Genomic DNA, 26,370 nt, shown 5'->3' with positions numbered 1-26,370 from the left:
GTGGCGTTGTGTTGTTGGTTGGGTGGGTGTGCTCCTCTGTGGTGGGGTGGGTTGGGCGTCGCCCCGCAGAAGCGCTCGTACAGCTGGGGGGGGGGGGGGGGGGGGGGGGGCGCCCCCCCCCCCCCCCCGGCGCGCTATTTCTTCGCCTTGGCCGCGGCCTCGCGCTCGCACCCGGGCATGAGATCCATGCCCTTGCTGATCGAGCGGCTGTCGTTCTGGTCGCCGCCGAGCGCGATGTCGATGCCGTTGTCGCCGGTCGCGACGAACTTCACGCCCTTGCCCTTCAGGCACTTGACCACGGCGCGGGCGAAGTCCCGCGCCTCCGGGTTGGCCGGGTCCTTCTCCCACGGGGGCAGCGGGTAGTACAGCGGGTTGCAGATCCGGTCGGCCGCCTCGGCCTGGTCGGCCAGCTTGGTGATCGTCTTGGGATCCGGCTGCTCGTTGTCCTTGTACCACTCCCGCTTGGGCAGCGCGCCGTGCTCCTTGAGGCACTTCTGGTACGGACCGAGCATGGCCTCGAATTCCTCCGGCGTGCCGTCGAGCCGTTCCCGCGGGCGTTCCGGCTTGGCCGAGGCGGACGCCTCGGCCTCGGGGCTGGCCAGCGTGGCCACCTTGGACGACTTGTCGGCGGCCGGCTCGGACGATCCGCAGGCCGACAAAGCCGCCAGCGCCACGACCGTCACCAGCAGCGGGTGACTTCTCCGCATCGGGTTGCCTCTCTCTCCCGCGCCCGGGACGGTCCCGGGCGCAAGGAGCCTGGCAAGCCGAAGTCAGGAACGTGTCAGGTTGCCCGCCGGGTCATCGGAACCTCGGTGCGTCCGCGCCCGCGGCCGGCGACGCGGTGGCCCGCAGCTCGGCCAGCAAGCCGTCCCGGTCGGCCAGGACCGCGCCGAGGATGCGCCGGCCGGCGGCGAGCAGCTCCGCGACGGCGGGCGTGCTGAGCGCGTACAGGACGAGGCCGTCGTCGCGGAAGGAGGCGACGACGCCGGCCCGGCGCAGGACCGCGAGGTGCTGCGACAGGGTGGACGGCTCGACGTCGATCTCGGCGAGCAGGTCCCGCACCGGGAGCGGGCCCGCCTGGAGCAGTTCCAGCGTGCGGATCCGTACGGGATGGCCGAGGACGCGGAACATCTCCGCCTTCGCCTGATAGAGCGGTACCGACACCAGCGCCCCTCTTGTCAATTACCGAAGTTGCCGGTCTACCCAGTTGCAAAGATTGGCAAGTCGTCTCTGTGGTGCCCCAGTCTCGCATCGACGTGTCACAGCGCGAGCGGACACGCAGTCCGACTGTCCCCCGCCCGGGTCGCTGATCCTCGATCCGGACAGCACACCATTGGGGAGGGGTTACACATGGCGGAGATGGACGTGGCTCTCAAGGACGCCTTGCAACTGGACGGCGCGATCGCGGCCGCCATCGTCGACTACACCAGCGGCATGGCGCTCGGCACGGCCGGCGGCGACCGCAGCTTCGACGTGGCGATCGCCGCGGCGGCCAACACCGAGGTGCTGCGGGCCAAGCTGCGCACGATGGACCTGCTCGGCCTCAACGAGAAGATCGACGACATCCTGGTCACGCTCGGCTCGCAGTACCACCTGATCCGGCCGGTCACCGGCGTGTCGGGCAAGGGCCTGTTCATGTATCTGGCGCTGCACCGGGACCGCGCGAACCTGGCCATGGCCCGGCACCGGCTGCGGTCGATCGAGCGGACCCTCGAACTCTGACCGGGGCGCCTACGCCGGGTCGGCGTGCAGGTCGCGCAGCAGCTCGGCCTGGCCGCTGAGGACACCGGACAGGATCTGCCGCGCCACGGCCAGCAGCTCGGCGACGTGCGGGCTGGTCAGCGCGTAGTACACGGTGGATCCCTCCCGGCGGGTGACGACCAGGTTGGCCCGCCGCAGCACGGCCAGCTGCTGCGACAGGTGGGCGGGCTCGATGCCCACCTCGGGGAGCATCTCCGCCACACAGCGCTCGCGCTCGCTGAGCAACTCCAGCACCCGGATGCGCGCGGGATGACCGAGCGTCTTGAAGAACTCGGCCTTCAACTGGTACAGCGGTCGGCTCACCGTCACCACCTCGGTCATCAGTCCCCCGCGGGCCGGCGGCGGGTCGCGGTCGCGGCCTGCGCCGTGCTGATGCTTCCACGACAGCGACCGCGCGGGCGACCGCGGGTCCACCGGTGTCCCGGCAATCAACGTCTTGCGTAATTGCTAATCTTCGCAAGTCGCGAGATGCGTGGCAATCGGCCGGCGTGAGATGAGGGTGTCGTGGGCGGGTCCGTGCCTTTCGTCCGGCTGCTTCCGCAGCGCGCCGACTGGGCGGCGGTGCGCCGCGCGCCGCGCGCCGACCTGGTCGCCGGGCTGACGGTGGCCGTGGTGGCGTTGCCGCTGGCCCTGGCCTTCGGCGTCACGTCGGGTCTGGGGGCGCAGGCCGGGCTGGTCACCGCGATCGTCGCCGGTGCGGTCGCCGCCGTGTTCGGCGGCTCGAACCTGCAGGTGTCGGGGCCCACCGGCGCGATGACGGTGGTCCTGGTGCCGGTCGTCGCGCAGGTCGGCGCGGCCGGAGTGCTGATGGTCGGTGCGATGGCCGGGGTGATCCTGGTCGGGCTGGCGGTGGCGCGGCTCGGCCGCTACGTGCGGTACCTGCCGACCCCGGTGATCGAAGGCTTCACCGCGGGCATCGCCGTGGTCATCGCTCTGCAGCAGGTGCCGGCGGCCCTCGGCGTGTCCGGCGCGCACGGAGACAAGGCGTGGGCGGTCGCCGCGGACGCGGTGGCCCGCTTCGCCCGCCACCCGCACCCGACTGCCGTCGCGGTGGCTCTGGGCGTCGCGGCATTGATGCTCCTGGGGGCCCGCTTGCGCCCCGGCGTGCCGTTCTCCCTCATCGGAGTGGCCGCCGCCACGATCCTGGTCGGGGTCACACCTATCGCACTGCCCACCATCGGTCGCCTCCCCGCGGGCGTACCGGCTCCGTCGCTGGACTTCCTCGACATCGGCGCCGTGCGGACGCTGCTGCCCGCCGCGGTGGCGGTGGCAGCGCTGGCCGCGCTGGAGAGCCTGCTGTCGGCCACGGTCGCCGACGCCATGACGGTCAACGAACGCCACGACCCCGACCGCGAACTCTTCGGTCAAGGGCTGGCCAACCTGGTCTCCCCCGTGTTCGGCGGCATCCCCGCGACGGCGGCGATCGCCCGCACCGCGGTCAACGTCCGCGCCGGCGCCCGCTCGAAACTCGCGTCGCTGGCCCACGCCGCGGCCCTGGCCGTCATCGTGCTCGCGGCGGCCCCGCTGGTCGAGCACGTCCCGCTGGCCGCGCTGGCCGGGGTGCTGCTGGCCACCACCGTACGGATGGTGGAGGCGGCGTCGCTGCTGGCGCTGGCCCGGTCCACCCGCCGCGACGCGCTGGTGCTGGTGCTCACCTTCACCGTGACCGTCGCGTTCGACCTGGTCACCGCCGTGGCGGTCGGGATCGCCGTCGCGATCGTCCTGGCTCTGCGCGCCGTGGCCCGCACCGCCCGCATCGAGCAGATCCCCCTGGAGCAGGGCGATCACAGCGCCGAGGAACACGCCCTGCTGGCCGAGCACATCGTGGCCTACCGCCTCGACGGACCGCTGTTCTTCGGCGCGGCCCACACGTTCCTGCTGCAACTGTCCGAGATCACCGACGCCCAGGTGGTGATCCTGCGCATGTCGCGGGTGTCGACCGTGGACGCCACCGGGGCGCATGTGCTCGGCGACGCCATCGCCCGGCTGCAACGACGCGGCATCACCGTGCTGCTCTCGGGCATCGCCACCAGCCACGAGGAGGTGCTGAGCACACTCGGCGTCGCCGAGCACCTGCGCCGCGACGGGTGCGTCTTCGCGGACACGCCCAGTGCTATCGCGTACGCCCGCAGCCACCTCCTGCACCATCGGCTGCCACCCTCGGACTGACCCTCCCCTCTACTCAGGGGTGTCCGCGTCGGTCGAGTGGGCGAGGTCCCGGGCTGCTTCGAGGGCCCCGAGGCGGTTGCGCAGGGCCTCGGTCGCCGCCTCGTACGCGTCCGAGCCGAGCGTCAGCCGCAGCGGCGCCTCGGGCAGATCGGCGGAGGCGATGATGGCCGCCGCGATCTTCGCGGGGTCCCCGGGCGCGGGCAGGGGCGGCAGCTCGCCGGAGAGCATGCGCCGCAACTGCCCCGACGGGCCTTCGGCGTACTCGGGCAGCGGCGCGCTCAGCACCGCGCCGCCGCCGAAGTTGGTGCGGGAGACTCCGGGCTCGACGATCGTCACGCCGATGCCGAACGGCGCGAGCTCCGGCGCCGACGACTCCCAGAAGCCCTCGATGCCCCACTTCGTCGCGTGGTAGAGGCTCATCGCCGGGAAGGCGACCTGGCCGCCGGCGCTGGCGATCTGGATGTAGCGTCCACCGCCCTGGCGGCGCAGGTGCGGCGTGGCCGCGGGCTATGCCGGTGAGTTGTTCACGCTGCTGCAGGCTCGCCCGCACGTGCGGCGGCTGACGCAAGGGGCTGCGCTGGAAAGACCTCAGCCGATCGATCCCGAGGTCGCGGCGTACCGGGCCAAGGTGGAAGCCCTGGAGACCGCCCAGCAGGCGGGGAAGGTCCGCACCGACATCCCGGCGGCGGAACTGCTGGCGATGATCCTCGCGCTGGTGACCAGCTGGGACACCGCCTCGTGGTCACTGAAGGCGCTGCACGGGGAACCGGCCAGGGACCGCCGGGCCGCGGTCGAAAAGGCGGTGGCCGGGCTGGTCCGGGCGCTCTGGCGGGCCGAGGTCAGACGTCGACGGTGGCCCGATCCTCCTCGGCCGGCTGCTGGGCCCGGATGAGACTGGCCACGCCGAGGTCACGCAGCTGACCCATCACGAACGCATCGACGTTGACCAGCGCGAAGGAGATCCCGGCCCAGCTGACCGCGCGGTGGCCGTCCAGCAGCGCCGCGATGCCGGCGGCGTCGAGCACGCGGACGTCGGCAAGATCGAGCAGGATCGCCTCCGGCGCCCACCGGACGATCGCCGCCCGCACCGCCCCGGGAATCTGCTCCGGATTCTGATAGACCACCGCACCGGAGAGAGCCAGCACGACGGTTTGATCGAGCAACTCAGCGCGCATCAGCAATGACACCCGTCGACCATGGCACAAGGTCACGTTCCGGTCCAGTGGAGGTCACCAAAAGTGATCGGGGGTGCACGCGGTCAGTAGCCGACGTCCCGGCGTCGCAGGCCCGCGTACCCGGCGGCCACCAGGGCTGCGACCAGCAGACCCAGCATGGCCAGCGGCGCGACGGCCACGTCGTCGAGCGGCACCTTCGGCGTGTGGAAGAACGGCGAGGCCTGCCGGGACCAGCCGGGCAGATCGAACGAGTCGGCGAACATCGTGATGACGGCGCAGTAGGCGACCACGACCCACGCGATGATCGCCGCCGCCCGGGGCAGCCAGCCGAACGCCAGCACCGTCACGGCGACGACGAGCCACACCCCGGGCACGTAGGCGAGCGCGACACCGGCCAGGCGCGGTATCTGGCCCAGGTCGGAGACGGTCAGGCCGTACGCCAGGCCTTCGCCGAGGCCGAACGCGGCCAGCACCGCCGAGGTGCCGATCAGGGCGACGCTGAGCTGCCCGGCCAGCCAGACCCCTCGGCTCGTCCGGGTGGCCAGCACGATCTCGGCCCGGCCGGACGTCTCCTCGGTCCGGGCCCGCAGGACAGTGCTCACGCCGTAGGCGGCCGCGAGTAGGGCGGCCATGCCGGCGGTCACGGCCAGGTAGGCGTTCAGGATGTCGTCGGCGCCGCCGGTCAGGAACTGGGCTATCTCCGGGTTGTCCCGGACGTACTGTTCGATGCTCTCGCCGATCGACCCGTACGCGATGCCCAGGAGCAGCAGTCCGGCGGCCCAGCCCAGCAGAGCGCCGCGCTGCAGGCGCCAGGCCAGCGCATGCGCGTCGCGCAGCAGCGCCGACGCCCGGGCGCGGCCCGGCCGCGGCGCCACCAGGCCCGCCCCGAAGTCGCGGTGGGTCAGCAGACCCACCGCGGCGATCCCCAGCAGCGCGGCGACGGCCAGCGACACCAGCAGCGGCCACCAGCGGTCGCCGGCGTACGGGTAGGTGCGCTGCCCCCACCCGATGGGTGAGGCCCAGGACAGCGTGCCGTCGCCCACGTCGCCGGCGGCCCGCAGCGCGAAGGCGGCACCGAGAAAGGCCGCGACCGTTCCGTACATCGCCCGGGTGCTCTCGAAGACCTGCGCCGTGGCGGCGGTCAACGCGGCGAAGACGAGACCGAACGCGGCCAGCGCCGCGCCGAACAGGGCGGAGCCGGCGACGGGCAGTCCGGTGCCGGCCGCCGCGGCGAACACCAGCAGGCCCGCGGCGACATCGGCCAGACCGGCGAGGAGCAGGGCGGCCGCCAGCGGCGTACGCCGTCCGACCCGCGCGGAGCGGATCAGCTCCGCGCGCCCGGACTCCTCGTCGGCGCGGGTGTGCCGGCCGACCAGGAACATGTTCATCAACGCGACCACGATCGCGGCGAACGCGAAGATCTCGAACACGACCTCGCCGCCGATCGAGGACAGCAGACCGGTCGGCCCGCTCATCGCGATCACGGCGGTGTTCGCCCCGATGGTCTGCCGCAGCCGTTGCAGCGCCTCGGCGGTGCCGTACAGCTCCTGGCTCTGGGTGGACTGCACGAGAACGAGCAGCGTGACCCCCAGCAGCCACCAGGGCAGGCTCCGCCGTTCCCGGCGCAGCAGGAAACGCAGCAGCGGCACCGTCCCGGTCATGACGAGGCCTCGCCGTAGTGACGCAGGAACAGCTCCTCGAGCGTCGGCGGCGTGCTGGTCATGCTGCGCACCCCGAGCGGGGCCAGCTCCCGGATCACCGTGTCGAGCTGCGCGGTGTCGACGTCGAAACGGGCGTGATGGTCGGCGACGACGACGTCATGGACACCGGGCAGCCGGGCGATGCCGGTGACCGGCCGCGTGGTCTCCACCGCGATCGACGTACGGGTCAGGTGCCGCAGCTCGCTCAGCGTGCCCGACTCCACCGTGCGGCCCAGCCGGATGATGCTCACCCGGTCACACAGCGCTTCCACCTCGGCCAGGATGTGGCTCGACAACAGCACCGTCCGGCCCTGTCGCTTGACGTCCTGGATGCAGCGCTGGAACGCCGACTCCATCAGCGGGTCCAGGCCGGAGGTCGGCTCATCCAGCAGAAGCAGCTCGGCGTCCGACGCCAGTGCGGCGATGAGCGCGACCTTCTGCCGGTTGCCCTTGGAGTAGGTGCGCGCCTTCTTCCTCGGATCCAGGTCGAACTGCTCGAGCAACTCGTCGCGGCGCTGCCGGTTGACGCCACCGCGCAGCCGGCCGAGCAGGTCGATGACCTCGCCGCCGCTGATACCGGGCCACAGGGTGACGTCCCCGGGCACGTACGCCAGCCGCCGGTGCAGCTGATCGGCGTCACGCCAGGGGTCGCCGCCGAGCAGCCGTACCTCGCCCGCATCGGCGTGCAGCAGCCCGAGGACGACCCGGATCGCGGTGGTCTTCCCGCTGCCGTTGGGCCCGAGGAAGCCGTGCACCTCTCCGGTGGCCACGGTCAGGTCGAGCCCGTCGAGAGCCTTGGTGGCCCCGAAGGACTTGTGCAGATCGGTGATGGCGATCGCTGATTCCCGCGACATGGTCATGTCAACTCCGGTGTGGAGGGACGATCGGTGATGACTGAGATCGATGAGCGGCGGCGGGAGAACACGCCGGTGAGGGGTGGAGCCGGGTGCGCGAGCGGGACAACCATGACGCCTCCAGGGGTCGACGACTCGCCGACCAGACTTCCCGGCACACCTGGCCGCAGAGTACGCCCTCCCGCCAAGCGCCGACCGCCGCGCGGGGGTCAGCGCAGCAGGCGCCGCAGGGCCACCCCGGTGACCGCCGAGGTGACGAGGGCCATCAGCAGGCCGCCGGCGACACCGATCGCCGTGACCAGAGCGACCGGCTGCCCGGGCTGCCACAGCGGCGTGGCGAAACCCAGGAAGATGCCCAGGCCGGCAAGCCAGGCGACGGCGGTGGCCACGATCCAGCTCGCCGATCGCGGCACCACCGTGCGCAGGACCAGCCACTGAGCCGTCCCGATGGTGGCCAGCAGTGCCGTACCGAGCACCAACGCCGCCGCCACCAGCACGGCAACCGGTGGCTCAGGCCATCGTCCGGCCAGCGTGGAGGGCAGCAGACCGATCGCGTACGCCACGACGGCACCGGCCGCGGTCGCCCACACCCAGCGGCGCCTCGCCAGACCCGGCAGCGCATGGCGAAGCACGGTGGCCTGAGCCAGCCCGAGCATCGTTCCCTCCACGGCGCCGGCCGCCAGCAGCGCCACGGACGCGAGAGCGACCGGTGCCCGGACGGTCATCGCGCCGGTGACTGCCGGCACGGCGAATCCAGCGAACTCGCCCGCCGTCACGGTCGGGAGCCACCGCAGGAGCAGTGGCCGGCCCCGCAGGATCAGCGGCAGCGGCGGATCGCAGCGCAGGTCGACCAGAACCGCATGGTCATCCACCGACACCCCAGGAAATCGGCCACGGTAGACGGCCGCGGCGTCGCTGTCCGCGGGAACGACCTCGCCGACGGCTGCGCGCCAGCCGCCGTCCCACCACACCTCCGCTGCGGCGGCGCGGCGGAAGTGGCGCCACCAGCGCTTCGAGTCCGCCCGGCCGACCAACACGACGAGTCGCGTGCTCTCGTACGCGGCCTGGACGGGAAGGATCACCATGGCACCGCTCGCCGAGACGTAGCGCAGCAGAATCAGCGACCGGGGCAGCACGTGACGCACCGGCGACCGGAGCAGCCGGACCATCGGCGCGGCGGAATCCGTGCGCCCGGCCTGACGCATCGTCATCGACGGACGTGACGGCGGACGCCGGCCACGGCCCCCTCGACGCCGGCGGCGACCAGAAGGATGAGAACCGTGCTGGTCACCGGCAATGCGACGGCGTACCCCGCCGCGATCAAATGGCGCTTCCCCATGATGGCTCTCCTCCTTCGGCGCCCTGCCTTCTGCTGACACCTCCAGCACACCGCTTTGCCACGACAGCCGGCAGAGGCGCAGGCACGCACCGACGCGGGTCCTTCGGCCCTGACGTCTCAGGCAGGTGGCGTGGGCGGGAAATGCGGCGGTGCCGGGACCGGTCCACGCGGTACCGTCCAGCACATGAAGGCCGCCCAGGCGTCACGCTTCCGCGATCCGACGTCGGACTACTCCCTGGACAACCTGGCCGGGCACCCGATCGACGTGGTGTGCCCGCGCTGCGCCGCGCACGCCCAGGTGGTCGCGGACCCGGCCGCCGACGAACTGCCGGCGACCCGGCCTCGGCGGCTGGTGTGCCGCACGTGCGGGCACGCGGCGACCTGGTCGCCCCGGAACCGCTCGTCGTGCCGGGGCGCGGCCGTCGACCCGTTCTTCCGGCAGCCGCTGTGGCTCACGGCGACCGTGCGGGGGCATCGGCTGTGGGCGTACAACCGGCCCCACCTGGACCTGCTGGCCGAGTTCGTCGCCGCCGGCCTGCGTGAGCGCGGCCCGTACGGGGGATGCTCGATGTCCTTGATCGAGAAGTTGCCGGCGTGGCTCAAGTCGCGCCGCAACCGTGCGGACGTCCTGGCCGCGGTGGCGCGGCTGCGGGCCCGGGAAGCCCGATGACCACGTTCCGGCTGCTGCGCCAGACCGCGCGCTCGGCGCGCTTCGCCCGGGTCAGTGTCGAGGTGGCGCCGTCCGATACGGCTTCGGTCGAGGTGATCGTGGACGTCGACGAGCACCACCGCAGGGAGGCGGAGCTGGGCGCCCGGTGCGCTCTGCGGGATCAGCCGGCCCGGGTGACGGTGACCGAGGTGTTCACCACCGAGATGGACACCGGTGCGGGCGATGTCCACGAGGCGACGGCCCACGCAGTGTGGCAGGCGCTGGGCGTTGACCGCTCGTTGCCGTACCCCGGTTTCAGCGATCCGCAGATGATCACCGCGTGGCTGACCAGCAGGATCGGCCTGCGGCTCGACGCGGCGACTGAGGCCCGGCAGTCCGCCGGGCTCGACGCGTGGTTGCTGCTGGCGGGTGACTTGCCGCTCGGGCTGCACGGCCGGGGCGATCAGCTCCGGCTGGTGCGGGATGATCCCTTCCCCTCGGACGGCGTGAGCGACGGTGTCCTGTCCGGGTTTGTGGGGAAACGGCTCAACGACGGAGCCGTGATCCCCGCCCCGGGCGGTGAGCCGGCCTGCGCCGGTCTGGTGCTGCGCTTCGGAGACGACGACCTCGTCATCGGCCCGCAGGGCCTCCACGCCGGCCTTCAGCCGGCGTCGAGCCACCTGGAGTGGATCTCCTCGTAGCGCAACGGGTCGACTGCGGCCGGGTCGTCGAGGAGTCCGATCAGCAGAGCGCCGTTCGGCAGCTGACGCGACCTGGCCGTCATTTCCGGCAGCGATGGTGCTGACAGGTGCCGGCCCGGGCCGAGGTAGTTCCACCAGCCGAGTTCTGGTGGCCGGCCGGGACGTCGGAGTTGCCGGATCTGATCGCTGGACCACTCGTCGAGGATGCGGCCGGCGTGGGCGCCGAGTCGTTGGGCGGCAGCGAGCCACAGGCTGGTGAGGCGAGCGTGCAACGCGCGGAAAGTGTCGGCCTCCGGCACCGGTTCGCGGTGGCAGAAGACAGAGTCCAACGTCCACACCAGTGTGCCGTCGTCCCAGCTCAGGTAGGTGTCGACCGCGCCGTCGGCCCAGAGCTGACCGTGCTCTCCGCCCGCTGCCTGGGCGGCCAGTGCCACTTCCGGGTCCTCGACCGTGCGGAGGTGCGCTTCGGGTTTGCTGAAGAGGTTGATCAATCCGTCCGGACGTTGCGGGCGCAGCTGCCGCTCGGCGGCCAGCACATACAGATCGTGCCAGCCGCGACAAGCACGAGCGGTGCCGGTCAGAGGATCACCGTGGGCTCGTGGCACCATCGACGGGCGGCCAAGACCCACGACGAGGAGCGCGGTTGAACCACACGCAGACACGGGAGCTCGCCGCCCGGCTGATGCACCAGCACGGACTCACCAACTGGCGGCTGGTGCTCGACAACGCCAGGACGCGGGCCGGGGTCTGCCACTCGGACCGTAAGGTGATCGGCCTCTCGCGACACCTGATGAGCCTGTACTCCCCGGAACAGGTCACGGAGACCGTCCTGCACGAGATCGCGCATGCCCTCGTCGGCCCGCGGCACGGTCATGACCGGGTGTGGCGGGCGGTGGCGCGGCGGATCGGTTGTTCGGGGCAGCGGTGCATGCCGGCCGACGCACCGAAGGTGGACGGTGCGTGGGAGGGGGTCTGCGCGGCGGGTCACCGTACGACGGCTCATCGCCGGCCGGTCCGGGTGCGTTCGTGTGCCGTGTGCTCCGCGACCTTCGACCTGGCCGCGCTCTACACCTGGACCTACCGGGGGAACGCGGCTGCGATGCATCCCCGCTACACGGCCGAGCTCGCTCGCCTGCGCGCACCCCGGACCGAGCCGGCGCCCGTCGAGCTCAAGGTCGGCGACCGGGTCCGGCTGACCGGCGCGGGACGGTACGCCGGGCTGGCCGGCACGATCGTCAAGCGGGGGCGCAGCCGCTACCAGGTGCAGACCAGGGCCGGCATGCTCAGCGCCGCTTTCCCGTCGGTGCAGCCACTGACACGCGACTGACCGCCGGCTCAGGCCGGTTTGTGCTGGACGGCGACGACGCCCGGCATGCCCTGGACCTCCTGCACCAGCGCGGGGAAGTCGCTCGCCACGCCCAGTTCGACGGGGAAGAAGTACGGCAATCCGGGGACGGCCTCCGCCTGCACCGGCCCGCCGTCGCAGTAGGTGTCGCGGAACTCGGCGGCGTTCGGCTCCCAGATCATCCCCTGGGTGTCGCCCGCCCAGCTCCGGCGGATCGCCGCGGTGATCAGGTTGCGCTGGTCCGGCGTGGAGGCCGGATCGACGTACACGTGGGCCAGCAGGCTGTCCCGGGTCTCCTCCGCCGGGGCCTCGGCCGGCACGCCGGGCGCCGGCCGGCATGCCGCCCTGACCGCGGGCAACGCGGCCGGTGACGACCGCAGCAGGACGATCGAGGTGACCAGGACGGCGGCCACCACGGCCAGGCCGGCGAGGGCGGCCCGGGGACGGCGGCGCACTGCGGCGGCGGCCCACCCGCGCGCCCGCCGCCAGGTCACGCTCCGGCTCAGGGCCACGGCCCCGGCGAGAACCAGCAGCAGCGCGGCCGCGAGGGCGGCCAGCACGGTCGTGAAGAGGCCGAGGTAGGCGATGCCGCCCCACCACGGCGTCGCGCCCGGCGGGTCCGGTGCGGTACTGATCACCATGGCCGGCAACGACATGACCAGCATGCCGACGGTCAGCACGCCCGAGACGGCCGCGCCGCCCGCCACCCCGGAGAGGGTCCGGCTCACCCAGGCGCCCAGGAACCACGCGAGAAGCGCGCCCAGCACCGCACCGGCCCACCCGGCCGTCGCCGCCCCGGACGAACCGCCGCGGCGCAGCGTCAGCTGGACACCACCGTCGGAGTCGTACGCCGGAAACCCCGTCAGCAGCGAATTGTCGTACCCGAGCACCAGGCCGGAGCGGTCCGCCCAGAACGTCGCCCCGGTGCCCTGACCGCCGTCGACGTAGTTCTCGGGGCCGGTGAGCGTGAAGTCGTGCACTTCCCATCCGGCGGCGGCGAGCCGGTCCCGCGCCGCGGCGCTGTAACCGCCGACGTCGCGAGTCGCGTCGTTGTGGCGCACCCAGTAGGTCGCGTAGCCGTACTCGATACGGGCCCGCGGGGCGGGAGACCGGGGAGGACGCTACGGACGCGTCCTTTCGGGGAAGCCATGGTCGACACGGTACGGAGAACCGTCAAGCGATGTCGACGGTCACCTTCGACAGGGGGCAGGCGGTGCAGGTCAGCACAAAGTTGTCCGCCCGCTGCGCGGGCGTGAGGCAGTTCGGCTCGTTCTGGCTCACCTCGCCGCTGCGCAGCCGGACCATGCAGTCACCGCAGTTGCCCACCGTGCACGAGTACGGCATCGGCAACCCCGCGGCCAGCCCCGCATCGAGCAGCGTCTGCCCCGGCTCGACCACCACCGAACCCACCGGCCGCCCGTTCTCCTCGACGGTCAGCTCCTGCGGCACAGTCGTCGCGTTGCCCGGGTCAGCGCCGCTGGTGTAGTGCTCCTGATGCACCTGCGCGTCCGGCACCCCCAGCCCGGCCAGCACCCCCTGGACGACATCCATCAGCGGCTCCGGACCGCACACGTAGTAGTGAGCCTCCGCAACCGGGGCCACACCGGCGACCCACCGCCGCACGCCCTCCGCGTCGAGCCGGCCGTCCCGCCGGGTCAGCACGTGGGTGACCGACAGCCGGCCGGGATGGTCCTTCGCCAGCCGGGCCAGTTCCTCGGCGAAGATCACCTCGTCCGCGTCGCGGCTGCTGTAGAGCAGCGCGATCCGGTCGCCGGCCGATTCAGCCGCGAGCCGCGTACGGATCATGCTCATCATCGGGGTCACGCCGCTGCCCGCCGCGACGAGCACGAGCTGCTCCGGAGCCTGCGGCTCGGCGTGGAAGGACCCGGAGGGGCCGAGCACCGCGAGCCGGTCCCCGGCGCGAAGGCCGCCGTGCACGTGGGTGGAGAACCGCCCCGGCTCGACCCGCTTGACGGTGACCTCCAGCCGGGACGATCCCGGCACCGAGGACGCCGAGTACGCCCGCCGCACCGGCCGGCCGTTGATGTCGGCGACCAGCGTGAAGAACTGCCCGGGCCGGAAGTCGAACGTGGTGCGGCGGTCGCCCGCGTCCTCGAGGACGAGTGTGACCGCGCTCGGCGTCTCCCGGCGTACCTCCGTGATCCGCACCTCCCGCAGCGGATCGCCCACCTCGGCCCGATGCTCACGGCGACCGCGCGGCGCGGGCGCGATGTCCCCGTAGCCCTCCTTGCGCAGACCGAAGCGGTAGGCGCGGTTCATCACCAGCCGCAGCAGTCGCGTCATCCCGGGGATCACCCCGACAACCTTCATCAGGTACGTGGTCGAACGACCGTCAGCGTTGGCGGCCAGATGCTCCCCGGCCAGCGCCATCAGGTCCGGCACCGTGCCGCGGTCGAGGTGCGCGCCGGGCGACCACAGCCGGGACCGGGACACGGCGTCGTTGCCCGTCACCTCGGCGTGCTCGACGTCGATGAAGAGCGCCGCATGCGGGGGTGTGTCGCGCAACGCCATCGTCTCCAGCAGCGCCGGGTCGCCGGTGATCGCGCCACGGCCGCGGACGTGCAGCACGCCGCTGCGGCCCGGAACCAGCGCGGCGAACGAGAGCCGGTCGTCCTGGAGCAGGTTGTGCAGCGTGTCGGCGCGTTTGTTGCCGCGGCGGTCCGGGATGACCAGCGTGCGGCTGTCCACAATTCGCGCCACCGCCTGCTGATCGCCGCGCGGGCTCGTGTCGCTGCCGCCGGACGAGTCCCACGTGGACAGCGCGAGAAACGGTGCACCGGCCAGGAAATCGGCGACGCCGGGGCGGCTCAGAGGCCCGTCCCCCGCGATCTGCGCGGTCGGCTGCCGCTGGGCGGGTGGCTGCCAAAGACCGGACCGGAGTACGGCCTGAGCACAGTGCACGTACGCCTCCTGGATCTCGACCGTCGTCTCGGAGCCCTGGCGTGCGCTGACCGTGCCGTTGACGCGCAGCAGCTCGCCGACGCCCGGCAGGAGGAAGAACAACGAGACCGGACCGTACGGATCACCGGGCTCGGCGAGGGAGAACGAGATCCGTGTGGGTGAGTGGACCCGGGTGAATCCCGGTGGGCCGCCGATGAAGGTCGTCCGGCTGGTGCCGTCGGTGTCGCGGTAGCCGAACGCCGCGATCGGGCACCGGGCGAGAACTGTCCGGCAGCCCTCGTCGAGGGCGCTGATCTGCTTGAGCATGATCATCGGTGCCGGGCGCCCGATGGCTGTCTCGATCTCGTCCACCGTCGTCAGGACATGCTGCCGCACAAGGGATTCCTCTCAGCCGGGGGCGGACCGGCCGAGGCGCCGGTAGCCGATGAAGGAGATGTCCCGCTTGGTGGCAGTTGCGCGTCGCGTACCGCCGCCAGGGCCAGGGTCCCGGGCCGCAGGTCTTCGTCGTCGCGGCTCAGCCAGTGGATGCGGACGCCGGCCGGCGTCCGCATCGGCCGGATCGTCAGGTTCCGGACCCACGGGCGCACCGCTCTCGGCGCCAGCAGCAGCTGGGCGATCCAGGCCTCGTTCGACAGGGTCGGCATCCGCAGCCCGGTCCGGCCCTCGCGGGGAAAGAACAGGCGTACGGCCTGGTCGTTGCCGGCCACGACGAGCTCCCGCACGGCCGGGCCGCCCAGGGTGACGTTCGCGAAGCCGGGCGACAGGTACTCCCGGTGACGCACCGCCAGGGTGATCATCGAGCGGGACGCGGGCAGCCGAACTCGGGGGATCACGTGTAGGCCTTGTTTTTGCAGCTCACCGCACTATTGTGAACAATAGCTCAGGTCTTTGGCTACTCGCTTTCCGTGCCCCCAGGAGGCCCCCCGATGCCGTCGGCCGACCGTCGCCTTCAGCCACGTCGCACGCCCCGCCAGGTCCGCGCCGAGCTCACCCGGGAGCGGATCCTCACCGCCGCTGCTCACGTTTTCGCCGAGTACGGCTACGCCGCCGGCACCACCAACCGCATCGCCGAACGCGCCCGCATCTCGATCGGCTCGCTGTACCAGTACTTCCCGAACAAGGACGCCATCCTGGCCCAGCTGTTGATGCGGCACCTGGACCGCGGCACCTGGACGGAGGCCGACCAGCTCGACCTCTCCCCCGGCACCCTGGAGGCGACGGTACGGGCCCTGGTCCGCGACGCGATCGACAACCACGGCGACGACCCGCAGCTGCTCCGGATCATGATCGAGGAGGCCCCGATGTCCCGGGAGCTGCTCGAGACGATCGACCGCCACGGCAGGAAGCGCGGCGCTCAGGTGCGCGACCTGCTGGCCCGGCACCCGGACGTGCACGTCCGCGACATCGACACCGCGGCCCAGCTCATCATCTTCACCGTGGAGCTGAACACCCACAAGCTCATGGCCGACCCGCGCACCATCCCGGTCGAGACGTTCGAGAACGAGCTGGTGGACATGGTGACCCGCTACCTGCGCGGCGACCGGTAGCCGCCGGATCAGTTCTCGGTGAGGGCCTTCAGCGCCGCCGGCGTCAACGGCCGGTCACTGTAGAGCAACCGGATCGCACTCGTGTCGGGGTTGCCGGCGTCCGGGCCCCGCCAGACCCGGCCGAGGCCGCTCCGCTCGACCGCGCGCAAAGACTGGTCATTGCCTTCCAGCAGGTACGCGGTGACCGGAAGCTCCGGCCGCCGCCCCCGAGCAGCCGCGATCGCCGCCGCGCTGATCTCCTGCGCGTAGCCCCGCCCCCAGCACGGCGGGCTCAGCCGGAAGCCGAGGTTCCAGGCGATGCCGTACCGGACGAAGCAGCCGCCGATGCCGACGAACTCGCCGCCGTCCCAGGCCGTCCACATGCCCAGGCCGTCACGCTCCCACGCGGCCCGCCAGTTCCCGATCATCCGCTCGGTCTGCGCGGGGTCCTCGTGCCGGCTCAGCGGATCCGGCCCCCACACCCGCGGATCGGAGTAGAGGTCGAACAGCCGCTCCAGGTCGTCCGGCTCGGGCACCCGCAGGACGAGGCGCTGGGTCGTACTCTCGCGAAGCTGCGGATCGGTCACGCAGACCATGATGGCCGCCTCAGGCGCCGACGTGGATGCCGGGGCGACGCTGCTGGTCGGGCTCGTGCTCGCGGATGATCTCGCGGGTCACGGGAGCCGTGTCGCCGCGGCCCAGCAGGAAGTACCGGACCATGTGCACCAGCGGGCTGCCCTCGGCCCAGGCGAAGTAGCAGTGCGGGCGAACTCCGGTCGAGTCACGCAGGGCCAGCAGGATCGCGGCGATGGCGTTCGGAGCGGCCGGGGCCTCGGCGCGGAGCACGCGGTGACCGTCGACCTCGACGCCCCGCACCGTGAGAACCTCGCTGAAGTCCGACGGGTCGACCACGTCGACCTCCAGGAAGATCACGTCGGCACCGCCGGGCACGGGGTTGTCACCCCGTTGTTCGCGTTCCTTGGCGGCGTACTCCGCTCCGTCGCTGTCCCCGCCGGGCCGGCGGCGCTTGGCGATGAGGTTGATCTGGCCGTCGAAGGCGATCGTGTCGGTGATGAACCGGCGGGCGTTCTCGTCGAACTCGATCCGGTCGGCGCGCAGTTCGGTGGTGCGCGAGATGCGCGAGACCAGCGAGACGGCGATGATGCCGAGGATGAACAGTCCGGAGATGGCGATGCCGTCGGGTTTGTCGATGACGTTCTCGACCAGGGCGTAGAACAGCACGGCGGTCAACAGGCCGAAGCCGACCGCCGGCAGACGCCGGCGCCGGCGTACGGTCGAGACCGTGACCGCGAACGCCCCGGAGACCATCATGGCCAGGATGCCGGTGGCGTAGGCGCCGGCCTGGGCGTCGACGTCGGCGCCGAACGCGATGGTGATGACGATGCTGATCGCGGTGTAGACCAGCACCACGGGCCGCACGGCGCGGCCCCATTCCGGCGCCATGCCGTAGCCGGGCAGGTAGCGCGGCACGATGTTGATCAGCCCGGCCATCGCCGACGCGCCGGCGAACCACAGGATCAGCACGGTGCTGATGTCGTAGACGGTGCCGAAGACCTCGCCCAGCTGCTCGTGGGCCAGCCAGGCCAGCGCCCGGCCGTTGGCGCCGCCGCCCTCGGCGAACTCGGCGGCGGGGATGAGCACGGTGGTGACGAAGCTGCTGGCCAGCAGGTAGACGCTCATGATGACCGCGGCCGCGGTGAGCAGCTTGCGGGCGTTGCGGATCCGGTTGGCGAGCCGCTGCCGCGCGTCGGCGCCGCTGGTGGCCACCAGGGGCATCATGCTGACGCCGGTCTCGAAGCCGGAAAGGCCCAGCACCAGCAGCGGGAACGCCACGATCGCGGGGACGACGAGGCCGCCGAACCCGCCGCCGTCCGCGGTGAGCGCGGTCGTCCAGGCCGAGAACGCGCCCGGCGTGGTGATGACCTCGATCAGGCCGACCACGATGACCACCGCGTTCAGGCCCAGGAACACAGCGACCAAGGGGATCGCGACGCTGACCGCCTCGCTGAAACCGAGCAGGAACACCCCGCCCAGGATCAGCAGCAGGATCACCGTCACCGCGACCGCGTGGCCGTGCAGGAAGCCGGGAGCGTGCGGGTTCTCCAGCAGGTGCAGGCTGGCGTCGGCGGCGGACAGGGTGATGGTGATGATCCACGAGGTGGCGACGAAACCGAGCAGGACCAGGACGAAGATCTTGCCTTTCCAGAACGGCAGCAGCTCCTCGAGCATGGCCACCGACCCGGCCCCGTGCGGGCTCTCCTGGGCGACACGCCGGTACATCGGCAGCATCCCCAGCAGGGTCAACGCCACGATCAGCAACGTGGCCAGCGGTGACACCGCTCCGGCGGCGGCCGCGGCGATCGCGGGCACGTAGGCGAGGCTGGAGAAGTAGTCGACGCCGGTCAGGCACATCACCTTCCACCAGGCGTGCTGCTCGGCATGGGCTTCCCCGGCGGCCGGGCCCACGGGTTGCACCTGGTGCTTGAGCAGCCATCGCGGCAGTCCGGCGGCGGGGCCTGCCTGCGTGGTGGGAGTGTCGACCACCGCCGGGACCGCGTACCGGACCTCCGGGCCCTGCTCGCCGGATGACGCCACGTCGTCGGTGGTGTCCATCAGTTCTCTCCCCGCGCCCGCACGGCGGTGCCTTACCGCCCGGACCACGCTACGACGGCTCCCCGGGCCACCTCGATCAGGGGCGCTTTTTCCCAGTCCGGACCGCAAGCGGGTCAGGCGGCGACCGCGGGCAGCGCAATGATCATGGTCAGGCCGCCACCGGGGGTCTCCTCCGGGGTCAGCGTGCCGCCCATCGCCTCGGTGAGGCCGCGGGACAGGGCCAGGCCGAGGCCGACGCCGGTGTGGTTGTCGCGGTCGCCGAGGCGCTGGAACGGCAGGAAGACGTCGTTCCAGCGGTCCTCCGGGATGCCGGGTCCGTGGTCGATCACCCGGATCTCGACAGCGTCACCGTGCGCGCTCACCGTGACCACCGGTACGCGGCCGTCGGGGCTGTACCTGTGCGCGTTGGCCATCAGGTTGACCAGGACCCGTTCGAGCAGGCCCGGATCGGCCCGCAGGTGCGGCAGATCGCCGGGGATGTGGACGGCGACGTCCCGCCCGGCCGGACCGAGGTCGTCCAGGGCGCGCGGGAGGACTTCCTCGGCCCCGACGGCGACCGGGGTGATGCCGAGGGCACCGGCCTGCAGGCGGCTCATGTCGAGCAGGTTGGTGACCAGGCGGGTGAGCCGGTCGAGGGCGGCGGCGGCGGTGGCGAGCAGCTCGGCGCGGTCGTGCTCGTCGAACTCGATGTCGGCGCTGCGCAGGCTGTCGACGGCGGCCCTGGCCGCGGCGAGCGGGGTGCGCAGGTCATGGCTGACCGCGGCGAGCAGCGCGGTGCGCATCCGGTCGGCCTCGGCCAGGGGTCTGGCGGTGGCGGCCTCGGCGCTGAGCCGTTGCTGGCGCAACGCGACCGTGGCCTGGGCGGCGAAGGCTTCGACGATGCGCCGGTCGCCGGCCTCCAGCGGCCGGCCTTTGAGCAGCATGGTCACGTTCTCGTCGACCTTGACCTCGGCATCGGCGTCGGCGGCGTGCGTGCAGGCCGGGCTGCCCGACTCGGCGACGACCGCGCCGTTCTCCAGCAACGTCACGGCGTCGAGGGCGAACGTCTCCCGCAGCCTCTCCAGCAGCGCGGGCAGGGGGCGTTCGCCGCGCAGGACACTGCCGGCGACGGTGGCGAGCGTCTGCGCGTCGGCGCCGGCCCGGGCGGCCTGGCGGGTTCGCCGGGCGGCGGTGTCGACGACCCAGCTGACGGCGATCGCGATGATGACGAAGATCGCCAGGGCGAGCAGGTTGTCGCCTTCGGCGATGGTGAACCGGCCGACCGGCGCGGTGAAGAACCAGTTCAGCAGCAGCGAGCCGGCGACGGCGGCGAGCAGGGCCGGCCACAGGCCACCGATCAGGGCGACGCCGACGACAGCGGCCAGGAACAGCAGGATGTCGTTGGTCAGCGACAGCGACGGCCCGGCTTTCAGCAGCGCCGTGAGCATCGGCAGGCCGGCCGCCGTGGCGACGAGACCACCGAAGCGGCGCCGCCGGGACAGGGCCGCCGGCATCCGGCGTCCGCGCCGGCCCTGCCGGGCGCGCTCGTGGGGCACCAGGTGCACGTCGATGGTGCCGGACAGGGCGGTGGTGGTCACGCCGACGCCGGCGGAGAGCAGCTGGGCCAGCCGGCCGCGGCTGCTGACCCCGAGCACGACCTGGGTGGCGTTGACCGCGCGGGCGAAGTCGAGCAGGGCGGCCGGCACGTCGGCCCCGGCGACCTGGTGAAAGGAGCCGCCGAGGCTTTCCACCAGCACCCGTTGCCGGGCCAGGGTGGCCGGGTCGGCGCCGGCCAGGCCGTCGTTGCGGGTGACGTGGACGGCCATCAGGTCGGCGCCGCCGGAGCGTGGTGCCGCGGTACGGGTGGCGATCCGCGCCGCCCGCCGGATCAGGGTGTCGCCCTCGGGGCCGCCGGTCAGCCCGACCAGGACCCGTTCCCGGGTCTCCCAGGTCGTGTCGATGTTGTGGTCGGAGCGGTACTTGCCGAGCTGGTCCTCGACCTGGTCGGCCAGCCAGAGCAGGGCCAGCTCCCGCAGGCCGGTGAGGTTGCCGGTACGGAAGTAGTTGCCGAGCGCGGCGTCGATCTTCTCCGGCCGGTAGATGTTGCCGTGGGCCATCCGGCGGCGCAGCGCCTCCGGCGTCATGTCCACCAGCTCGACCTGCTCGGCGGCGCGGACGACGGCGTCCGGCACGGTCTCGCGCTGCTCGACGCCGGTGATCTGGGCGACCACGTCGTTGAGCGACTCCAGGTGCTGCACGTTGACGGTGCTCAGCACGCCGATGCCGGCGTCGAGCAGCTCCTGGATGTCCTGCCACCGCTTGCCGTTGCGCGAGCCGGGCACGTTGGTGTGGGCCAGCTCGTCGACGACGGCGACCTCGGGACCGCGGGCCAGCACCGCGTCCAGGTCCAGCTCGGTGAACTCGGCCCCTCGGTAGGTGACCCGCCGGCGGGGCACCACTTCGAGGTCGGCGAGCATGGCCTCGGTGTGCCGGCGGCCATGGGTCTCGACGAAGGCGACCACCACGTCGGTGCCGCGCCCGGCGCGCCGGTGGGCCTCCTCCAGCATCGTGTACGTCTTGCCGACGCCCGGGGCGGCGCCGAGGTAGATGCGCAGTTCTCCGCGTGCCATGTCGGCGCCGCCCCTCCTTTCGTCCACCGGCCGTCGAGGACTCGTCCACCGGCCGTCGAGGGCTCGTCCACCGGCCGTCGAGGGCTCGTCTACCGGCCGTCGAGGGCGAGGTTGAGCTCGAGGACATTGACGCCCGGCTCACCGAGGAAGCCCAGACCACGATCGGTGGTGTGGTCCCGGACCAGGGCGCGGACGGCCTCGACGGTCAGGCCGCGTTCCCGGGCTATCCGTGGCACCTGCAGTGTGGCGTAGGCGGGGCTGATGTCCGGGTCCAGGCCGCTGGCACTGGCGGTGACCGCGTCCGCCGGGACGACCGGCCGGGCGGGCGCGCTGCCGCGGACGGGCGTGACGACGCCGCCGAGGGCCTGGTAGTCCTCCCCGATCTTGGCCGGTTCGACGGTCACTCCCTGGTAGGTGGGCACGAACGGCGTACCGGTCTGGTTGACCGAGACCACCCGGATGACCGGGCCGGTGAAGCCGTCGCGGTGGAAGACCGCCAGGACGGCACCGACGCCGTCGGCGGTGCAGTACGGCCGGCGGCCGTCGACGCCCTCCAGCTCGCCGACGGCCCGGCTGCGCGCGCAGACCTGGGTGAGCAGACTCGGCGAGGCGTCGTCCGGGTTGTCCGCCAGGGTGTCGACGACGCTGTCGGGGCCGAGGTTGCTGGCCGACGTGGCGGTGGGGTCGTAGCCGTCGCCGGCCGCCGAGGGCCGGCTCTGGAAGTAGCGCGGGTCGGGGTGGCCGGCCGCGTCGGTGAAGGCCTGGCCGATCAGGCGGCTGCCGGCCTGGTGGCCGGTGACCGTGATGAGGGAGCCGTCGGCGCGGTCGGACAGACCGGGAATCCGGCCGACGCCGACCATGAGCAACGGGTAGGCGATGCCGAGCAGGACCGTGAGGACCAGCAGGGCCCGCAGGGCGGCGAGGTGCTGGGCGAGCCAGGAAGGAAGTCGCACAGTGATCAGATCCCGGGGATGAACTGGATGAGCAGGTCGATGACTTTGATGCCGACGAACGGGGCGAGCACGCCGCCCAGGCCGTACACCAGCAGGTTGCGGCGCAGCAGTGAGCCGGCGCCGGACGGCCGGTAGCGGATTCCGCGCAGCGCGAGCGGGATCAGCGCCACGATCACCAGGGCGTTGAAGACGACGGCGGACAGGATCGCCGAGCCGGGCGAGTGCAGCCGCATCACGTTCAGGGTGTCCAGGCCCGGATAGACGGCGGCGAACATGGCCGGGATGATCGCGAAGTACTTGGCGATGTCGTTGGTGATCGAGAAGGTGGTCAGGGCACCCCGGGTGATCAGCAGCTGCTTGCCGATCTCCACGATCTCGATGAGTTTGGTCGGGTCGGAGTCGAGGTCGACCATGTTTCCGGCCTCCTTCGCGGCCGACGTTCCCGTGTTCATCGCCACGCCGACGTCGGCCTGGGCCAGCGCGGGAGCGTCGTTGGTGCCGTCGCCGGTCATCGCGACCAGCCGGCCGCCCTGCTGCTCCCGGCGGATGTAGGCGAGCTTGTCCTCCGGCGTGGCCTCGGCCAGGAAGTCGTCCACGCCGGCCTCGTCGGCGATCGCCCGGGCCGTACGCGGGTTGTCGCCGGTGATCATCACCGTGCGGATGCCCATCCGGCGCATCTCGTCGAAGCGTTCGCGCATGCCGGGCTTGACCACGTCCTTGAGGTGGATGACGCCCAGCGCGCGGGCCGGCTGCCCCGCGCTCCGCTCGGCCACGACCAGGGGTGTGCCGCCGGTGCCGCTGATGGTGTCGACGATCTCGCCGATCTCATCGGCCGGCTGCCCGCCGTTCTGGCGGACCCACTTCATGACCGCGGACGCCGCGCCCTTGCGGATCTGCCGGTCGCCGAGGTCGACGCCGCTCATCCGGGTCTGCGCGGTGAACGGCACGAACGACGCCCGCGTCATCAGGCCCGGCTCGCGTTCCCGCAGCCCGAAACCGGTCTTGGCCAGCACCACCACCGAGCGCCCTTCGGGCGTCTCATCGGCCAGGCTGGACAGTTGGGCGGCGTCCGCGAGGGCCACGGCCGTGACCCCGTCCACCGGTACGAACTCAGCGGCCTGCCGATTGCCCAGGGTGATCGTCCCGGTCTTGTCGAGCAGCAGGGTGTTGACGTCACCGGCGGCCTCCACGGCCCGCCCGCTCATGGCCAGCACGTTGCGCTGCACCAGGCGGTCCATGCCGGCGATGCCGATGGCGGAGAGCAGCGCGCCGATGGTGGTCGGGATGAGGCAGACGACGAGCGAGACCAGCACGATGCCGGTGACGCCGTGGGCGTCGATCGCCGCGGTGTCCGGCGCGGCCGCCTGGTACGCCTTGGAGTAGATCGCCAGTGGCTGCAGCGTGACCACCGAGAGCAGGAAGATGAGGGTGAGCGCGGCGAGCAGGATGTTCAAAGCGATCTCGTTCGGGGTCTTCTGCCGCTCGGCCCCCTCGACCAGGGCGATCATCCGATCGACGAAGCTCTCCCCCGGCCGCTGGGTGATCCGCACGACGATCCGGTCCGACAGGACCTTCGTGCCGCCGGTGACCGCCGAGCGGTCGCCGCCGGATTCGCGGATGACCGGCGCGGACTCGCCGGTGATGGCGGACTCGTCGACGCTGGCGATGCCCTCGATGACGTCGCCGTCACCCGGGATCGTCTCGCCGGCCTCGACCACCACGATGTCGCCCTGCTTGAGCTCGGGCGCCGGGATCCGGCGCTCCACGCCGTCGACGAGGCGCCGGGCGACCAGGTCCTGCTTCGACCGGCGCAGCGCGGCCGCCTGGGCCTTGCCGCGCCCCTCCGCGACCGCCTCGGCCAGGTTGGCGAAGACCACGGTCAGCCATAGGCATCCGGTGACGGCCCAGGCCAGCACGCTCGGGCCGGCGATCGCCAGCACGGTGGTGAAAGCGGCGCCGGCCTCGACGATGAGCATGACCGGGTTGTGCCACAGCGTGCGCGGGTCGAGCTTGACCAGCGCGCCCGGCAGGGCCTGCCTCAGCTGGGCCGGGTCGAGCAGGCCGGCCCCGACGCGACGGTCACCGCCTCGCGGAGGTTGACCGGTGGCGGGTTTCTCCAGGGTGGGGGTGGTCATGACAGGCCCTCCGCGATGGGTCCGAGAGCGAGAGCGGGCAGGAACGTGAGCGCGACCAGCACGACGGTGACGCCGACGACCATCCCGACGAACAGGGGCCGGTGGGTGGGCAGGGTGCCCTCGGAGGAGGGGGTGGGCTGCTGCAGAGCGAGCGAGCCGGCCAGCGCCAGCACGAGCACCATCGGCAGGAACCGGCCGAGCAGCATCGCCAGGCTCAGGGCGGTGTCCCACCACGGTGTGTTGACCGTGATGCCGGCAAAGGCCGAGCCGTTGTTGTTCCCGGCCGAGGTGAAGGCGTACAGCACTTCGGACAGGCCGTGCGGGCCGACGTTCAGGGCGGTGGCGTTGTTGCCGGTGGCGAACGCGGCGGCGGTGCCGGCCAGCACGATCGTCGGGGTGACGAGGAAGTACAGCGACGCCAGCTTCATCTGGTGGGCGCCGATCTTCTTGCCCAGGTACTCGGGCGTGCGCCCGACCATCAGCCCGGCCACGAAGACCGTGATCACCGCCAGGATGAGCAGGCCGTAGAGGCCGGAGCCGACACCGCCGGGGGCGACCTCGCCGAGCATCATGTTGACCATCGGCATCATCCCGCCGAACGGGGTGTACGAGTCGTGGAACGAGTTCACCGCGCCGGTCGACGTCAACGTGGTCGCCGCGGCGAAGGTGGCCGAGTTGGCGACGCCGAACCGGACCTCCTTGCCCTCCATCGCGGCACCGACAGCCTGTGGCACGGTGCCGCCGCCGTGGGTCTCGAAGCCCACGGTCAGCGCGATGCTCGCGACCGCGAGCACGGCCATGACCGCGACGATCGCGTACCCCTGCCGGTGCTGACCGACGATCCGGCCGAAGACCCGCGGCAGGCTGAACGGGATCAGGAAGATCAGGAAGAGCTGCAGCCAGTTCGTCCAGGTCGTCGGGTTCTCGAACGGATGCGCCGAGTTGACGTTGGAGAAGCCGCCGCCGTTGGTGCCGAGCCCCTTGATCGCCTCCTGGCTCGCGACCGGCCCGCCGGGGATGTGCTGCGCGGCGCCCGTGAGCGTGGTGACGTCGGTGCCGCCGGACAGGTTCTGCACCATCCCGGCGACCATGAACACGACGGTGGCGAGCAGGCAGATCGGCAGCAGGATCCGCAGCGTGATCCGGGTCAGGTCGACCCAGAAGTTGCCCAGCGTGCCGTTCCGGCGGGCCGCGAAGCCGCGGATCAACGCCACCGCGACGGCGATACCCACGCTCGCGGACACGAAGTTCTGCACCGCGAGGCCGGCCATCTGCACCAGGTGGCCCATCGTCGACTCACCGGCGTACGCCTGCCAGTTGGTGTTGGACACGAAGCTGACGGCGGTGTTCCACGCGACGTGATCTGTCACCGCCGGCAGGCCCAGCGACAGCCACAGCTTGTCCTGCACCCGCAGGAACAGATAGAGGAACAGCACCGACACCGCCGAGAACGCGAGGACGCCGCGGGCGTAGACGCCCCAGGTCTGCTCGACGGCCGGGTCCACGCCGACCAGGCGGTAGATGCCGCGTTCGACGACATTGCTGCGGGTTCCGCTCACCACCCGGTACATGTAGTCACCGAACGGGCGGTACACCGCCACCAGCGCGACCGCGAGAGTGATGACGAACAGCCAGCCGGCCATCAGAACTTCTCCGGGAAGAGCAGGGCGGCCACCATGAAGCCCCCGAGCAGGACGGCCGCGAGCAGTCCGACGAGATTGACGGCGCTCACCAGCGTTCGACCGCCCGGATCAGCACGGTCAGCGCTGCGAACAGCACCACCGTGAGACCGACGAACACGAGATCAGCCACGGGACGACTCCTTGACGAGGGGATGATGTGCTTCGCCCGGAAGCACATCTCGCCCGGGAACCCCGTGTCATCGGTGTTCACACGTT

28 protein-coding genes are annotated in these 26,370 nt (G+C 71.9%); 7 read left to right on the top strand and 21 right to left on the bottom strand.

Going from position 1 to position 26,370, the window contains the following annotated elements; all coding sequences use genetic code 11:
- Positions 1–134: 134 nt before the first annotated feature.
- Complete coding sequence (locus tag ACZ6S4_RS29155; RefSeq protein WP_465477958.1) at positions 135–707, bottom strand: hypothetical protein; 573 nt, start codon at positions 705–707, stop codon at positions 135–137.
- 91 nt (positions 708–798) lie between these two features.
- The gene (locus tag ACZ6S4_RS29150; protein WP_465477957.1) at positions 799–1,164 is read right to left on the bottom strand and encodes an ArsR/SmtB family transcription factor; all 366 of its coding nucleotides are present in this window, start codon (positions 1,162–1,164) and stop codon (positions 799–801) included.
- Positions 1,165–1,350: 186 nt separating this feature from the next.
- Here ACZ6S4_RS29150 and ACZ6S4_RS29145 point away from each other — a divergent pair, with 186 nt between their 5' ends.
- Entirely contained in the window at positions 1,351–1,722 is a 372-nt protein-coding gene (locus tag ACZ6S4_RS29145) for a hypothetical protein (RefSeq protein ID WP_465477956.1), read from the top strand.
- A gap of 9 nt (positions 1,723–1,731) precedes the next feature.
- On the opposite strand, the gene ACZ6S4_RS29140 is transcribed toward ACZ6S4_RS29145, so the two are convergent.
- Entirely contained in the window at positions 1,732–2,064 is a 333-nt protein-coding gene (locus ACZ6S4_RS29140; RefSeq protein ID WP_360552734.1) for an ArsR/SmtB family transcription factor, read from the bottom strand.
- A 213-nt stretch (positions 2,065–2,277) separates the two neighbouring features.
- Here ACZ6S4_RS29140 and ACZ6S4_RS29135 point away from each other — a divergent pair, with 213 nt between their 5' ends.
- Positions 2,278–3,930, top strand: a complete 1,653-nt coding sequence (locus ACZ6S4_RS29135; RefSeq protein ID WP_465477955.1) for a SulP family inorganic anion transporter — start codon at positions 2,278–2,280, stop codon at positions 3,928–3,930.
- A gap of 9 nt (positions 3,931–3,939) precedes the next feature.
- Here ACZ6S4_RS29135 and ACZ6S4_RS29130 read toward each other — a convergent pair whose 3' ends face one another.
- Positions 3,940–4,386 (bottom strand): SDR family NAD(P)-dependent oxidoreductase, encoded by a 447-nt coding sequence (locus ACZ6S4_RS29130; protein WP_465477968.1) that lies wholly within the window; start codon positions 4,384–4,386, stop codon positions 3,940–3,942.
- Between the two features lie 40 nt (positions 4,387–4,426).
- Between ACZ6S4_RS29130 and ACZ6S4_RS29125 the strand changes: the two genes are divergently transcribed.
- Positions 4,427–4,822, top strand: coding sequence for a hypothetical protein (locus ACZ6S4_RS29125; RefSeq protein ID WP_465477954.1), 396 nt, complete (start codon positions 4,427–4,429; stop codon positions 4,820–4,822).
- Here the strand turns inward: ACZ6S4_RS29125 and ACZ6S4_RS29120 are convergent.
- The 5 genes from ACZ6S4_RS29120 to ACZ6S4_RS29100 all read right to left on the bottom strand — a co-directional run bounded on the left by ACZ6S4_RS29120 (position 4,770) and on the right by ACZ6S4_RS29100 (position 8,998).
- On the bottom strand, positions 4,770–5,117 hold the full coding sequence (locus tag ACZ6S4_RS29120) for an STAS domain-containing protein (RefSeq protein WP_465477953.1): 348 nt from the start codon (positions 5,115–5,117) through the stop codon (positions 4,770–4,772). The two genes, ACZ6S4_RS29125 and ACZ6S4_RS29120, sit on opposite strands and share 53 nt — an antisense overlap.
- A gap of 71 nt (positions 5,118–5,188) precedes the next feature.
- Complete coding sequence (locus tag ACZ6S4_RS29115) at positions 5,189–6,766, bottom strand: ABC transporter permease (protein WP_465477952.1); 1,578 nt, start codon at positions 6,764–6,766, stop codon at positions 5,189–5,191.
- A complete protein-coding gene (locus ACZ6S4_RS29110) occupies positions 6,763–7,659 on the bottom strand; it encodes an ABC transporter ATP-binding protein (RefSeq protein ID WP_465477967.1) in 897 nt (298 codons plus the stop codon). The genes ACZ6S4_RS29115 and ACZ6S4_RS29110 overlap by 4 nt, the downstream gene beginning before the upstream one ends.
- Before the next feature lie 209 nt (positions 7,660–7,868).
- Positions 7,869–8,870 carry a hypothetical protein gene (locus ACZ6S4_RS29105; protein WP_465477951.1) on the bottom strand — a complete coding sequence of 334 codons (1,002 nt, stop codon included), beginning with the start codon at positions 8,868–8,870 and terminating at the stop codon, positions 7,869–7,871.
- Entirely contained in the window at positions 8,867–8,998 is a 132-nt protein-coding gene (locus ACZ6S4_RS29100) for a hypothetical protein (protein WP_465477950.1), read from the bottom strand. Before ACZ6S4_RS29100 ends, ACZ6S4_RS29105 begins: the two co-directional genes overlap by 4 nt.
- Before the next feature lie 184 nt (positions 8,999–9,182).
- Between ACZ6S4_RS29100 and ACZ6S4_RS29095 the strand changes: the two genes are divergently transcribed.
- Together ACZ6S4_RS29095 and ACZ6S4_RS29090 are read left to right on the top strand one after the other, a co-directional pair.
- A complete protein-coding gene (locus tag ACZ6S4_RS29095; protein WP_465477949.1) occupies positions 9,183–9,668 on the top strand; it encodes a hypothetical protein in 486 nt (161 codons plus the stop codon).
- Positions 9,665–10,348, top strand: coding sequence for a hypothetical protein (locus ACZ6S4_RS29090; protein ID WP_465477948.1), 684 nt, complete (start codon positions 9,665–9,667; stop codon positions 10,346–10,348). The genes ACZ6S4_RS29095 and ACZ6S4_RS29090 overlap by 4 nt, the downstream gene beginning before the upstream one ends.
- Here the strand turns inward: ACZ6S4_RS29090 and ACZ6S4_RS29085 are convergent.
- Entirely contained in the window at positions 10,309–10,884 is a 576-nt protein-coding gene (locus tag ACZ6S4_RS29085) for a hypothetical protein (RefSeq protein ID WP_465477947.1), read from the bottom strand. The two genes, ACZ6S4_RS29090 and ACZ6S4_RS29085, sit on opposite strands and share 40 nt — an antisense overlap.
- A gap of 107 nt (positions 10,885–10,991) precedes the next feature.
- On the opposite strand from ACZ6S4_RS29085, the gene ACZ6S4_RS29080 reads away from it, so the two are divergent.
- Positions 10,992–11,675 (top strand): SprT-like domain-containing protein, encoded by a 684-nt coding sequence (locus ACZ6S4_RS29080; RefSeq protein ID WP_465477946.1) that lies wholly within the window; start codon positions 10,992–10,994, stop codon positions 11,673–11,675.
- Between the two features lie 8 nt (positions 11,676–11,683).
- Here the strand turns inward: ACZ6S4_RS29080 and ACZ6S4_RS29075 are convergent, their stop codons facing one another.
- The 3 genes from ACZ6S4_RS29075 to ACZ6S4_RS29065 form a co-directional block, all read right to left on the bottom strand.
- A complete protein-coding gene (locus ACZ6S4_RS29075) occupies positions 11,684–12,754 on the bottom strand; it encodes a hypothetical protein (protein WP_465477945.1) in 1,071 nt (356 codons plus the stop codon).
- A 112-nt stretch (positions 12,755–12,866) separates the two neighbouring features.
- On the bottom strand, positions 12,867–14,990 hold the full coding sequence (locus tag ACZ6S4_RS29070; RefSeq protein WP_465477944.1) for a 2Fe-2S iron-sulfur cluster-binding protein: 2,124 nt from the start codon (positions 14,988–14,990) through the stop codon (positions 12,867–12,869).
- The gene (locus ACZ6S4_RS29065) at positions 14,972–15,448 is read right to left on the bottom strand and encodes a siderophore-interacting protein (protein ID WP_465477943.1); all 477 of its coding nucleotides are present in this window, start codon (positions 15,446–15,448) and stop codon (positions 14,972–14,974) included. The genes ACZ6S4_RS29070 and ACZ6S4_RS29065 overlap by 19 nt, the downstream gene beginning before the upstream one ends.
- Positions 15,449–15,541: 93 nt before the next feature.
- On the opposite strand from ACZ6S4_RS29065, the gene ACZ6S4_RS29060 reads away from it, so the two are divergent.
- Positions 15,542–16,162, top strand: a complete 621-nt coding sequence (locus tag ACZ6S4_RS29060) for a TetR/AcrR family transcriptional regulator (RefSeq protein ID WP_465477942.1) — start codon at positions 15,542–15,544, stop codon at positions 16,160–16,162.
- 8 nt (positions 16,163–16,170) lie between these two features.
- Here the strand turns inward: ACZ6S4_RS29060 and ACZ6S4_RS29055 are convergent, their stop codons facing one another.
- The 8 genes from ACZ6S4_RS29055 to ACZ6S4_RS29020 all read right to left on the bottom strand — a co-directional run bounded on the left by ACZ6S4_RS29055 (position 16,171) and on the right by ACZ6S4_RS29020 (position 26,365).
- On the bottom strand, positions 16,171–16,728 hold the full coding sequence (locus ACZ6S4_RS29055) for a GNAT family N-acetyltransferase (RefSeq protein WP_465477941.1): 558 nt from the start codon (positions 16,726–16,728) through the stop codon (positions 16,171–16,173).
- Between the two features lie 19 nt (positions 16,729–16,747).
- Positions 16,748–18,775: an APC family permease gene (locus ACZ6S4_RS29050; RefSeq protein WP_465477940.1), complete on the bottom strand. Its 2,028-nt coding sequence runs from the start codon at positions 18,773–18,775 to the stop codon at positions 16,748–16,750.
- Positions 18,776–18,888: 113 nt separating this feature from the next.
- Entirely contained in the window at positions 18,889–21,384 is a 2,496-nt protein-coding gene (locus ACZ6S4_RS29045) for a DUF4118 domain-containing protein (RefSeq protein WP_465477939.1), read from the bottom strand.
- Positions 21,385–21,473: 89 nt separating this feature from the next.
- Positions 21,474–22,337 (bottom strand): potassium-transporting ATPase subunit C, encoded by an 864-nt coding sequence (locus ACZ6S4_RS29040; protein WP_465477938.1) that lies wholly within the window; start codon positions 22,335–22,337, stop codon positions 21,474–21,476.
- 5 nt (positions 22,338–22,342) lie between these two features.
- A complete protein-coding gene (gene kdpB / locus ACZ6S4_RS29035; RefSeq protein WP_465477937.1) occupies positions 22,343–24,472 on the bottom strand; it encodes a potassium-transporting ATPase subunit KdpB in 2,130 nt (709 codons plus the stop codon).
- Positions 24,469–26,115: a potassium-transporting ATPase subunit KdpA gene (kdpA, locus tag ACZ6S4_RS29030; protein WP_465477936.1), complete on the bottom strand. Its 1,647-nt coding sequence runs from the start codon at positions 26,113–26,115 to the stop codon at positions 24,469–24,471. Before kdpA ends, kdpB begins: the two co-directional genes overlap by 4 nt.
- Positions 26,115–26,204, bottom strand: a complete 90-nt coding sequence (locus tag ACZ6S4_RS29025) for a potassium-transporting ATPase subunit F (RefSeq protein ID WP_465477935.1) — start codon at positions 26,202–26,204, stop codon at positions 26,115–26,117. Before ACZ6S4_RS29025 ends, kdpA begins: the two co-directional genes overlap by 1 nt.
- On the bottom strand, positions 26,201–26,365 hold the full coding sequence (locus ACZ6S4_RS29020; RefSeq protein WP_465477934.1) for a hypothetical protein: 165 nt from the start codon (positions 26,363–26,365) through the stop codon (positions 26,201–26,203). The genes ACZ6S4_RS29025 and ACZ6S4_RS29020 overlap by 4 nt, the downstream gene beginning before the upstream one ends.
- Positions 26,366–26,370 lie beyond the last annotated feature (5 nt).

The sequence above is a fragment of the Actinoplanes sp. NPDC051405 genome, from assembly GCF_055586185.1.
Note: the sequence above shows the minus strand (reverse complement) of the source record. Positions and strands in the feature narration are given on the sequence as shown.

What these genes read in the sequence shown, in the direction of transcription:
- ACZ6S4_RS29145 (WP_465477956.1), top strand. Translation starts at nt 1,351, where the DNA reads ATGGCGGAGATGGACGTGGCTCTCAAGGACGCCTTGCAACTGGACGGC.
- ACZ6S4_RS29095 (WP_465477949.1), top strand. Translation starts at nt 9,183, where the DNA reads ATGAAGGCCGCCCAGGCGTCACGCTTCCGCGATCCGACGTCGGACTAC.
- ACZ6S4_RS29060 (WP_465477942.1), top strand. Translation starts at nt 15,542, where the DNA reads ATGCCGTCGGCCGACCGTCGCCTTCAGCCACGTCGCACGCCCCGCCAG.
- ACZ6S4_RS29110 (WP_465477967.1), bottom strand. Translation starts at nt 7,659, where the DNA reads ATGTCGCGGGAATCAGCGATCGCCATCACCGATCTGCACAAGTCCTTC.
- ACZ6S4_RS29155 (WP_465477958.1), bottom strand. Translation starts at nt 707, where the DNA reads ATGCGGAGAAGTCACCCGCTGCTGGTGACGGTCGTGGCGCTGGCGGCT.
- ACZ6S4_RS29115 (WP_465477952.1), bottom strand. Translation starts at nt 6,766, where the DNA reads ATGACCGGGACGGTGCCGCTGCTGCGTTTCCTGCTGCGCCGGGAACGG.
- ACZ6S4_RS29050 (WP_465477940.1), bottom strand. Translation starts at nt 18,775, where the DNA reads ATGGACACCACCGACGACGTGGCGTCATCCGGCGAGCAGGGCCCGGAG.
- ACZ6S4_RS29045 (WP_465477939.1), bottom strand. Translation starts at nt 21,384, where the DNA reads ATGGCACGCGGAGAACTGCGCATCTACCTCGGCGCCGCCCCGGGCGTC.
- kdpB (WP_465477937.1), bottom strand. Translation starts at nt 24,472, where the DNA reads ATGACCACCCCCACCCTGGAGAAACCCGCCACCGGTCAACCTCCGCGA.
- ACZ6S4_RS29100 (WP_465477950.1), bottom strand. Translation starts at nt 8,998, where the DNA reads ATGGGGAAGCGCCATTTGATCGCGGCGGGGTACGCCGTCGCATTGCCG.
- ACZ6S4_RS29090 (WP_465477948.1), top strand. Translation starts at nt 9,665, where the DNA reads ATGACCACGTTCCGGCTGCTGCGCCAGACCGCGCGCTCGGCGCGCTTC.
- ACZ6S4_RS29105 (WP_465477951.1), bottom strand. Translation starts at nt 8,870, where the DNA reads ATGACGATGCGTCAGGCCGGGCGCACGGATTCCGCCGCGCCGATGGTC.
- kdpA (WP_465477936.1), bottom strand. Translation starts at nt 26,115, where the DNA reads ATGGCCGGCTGGCTGTTCGTCATCACTCTCGCGGTCGCGCTGGTGGCG.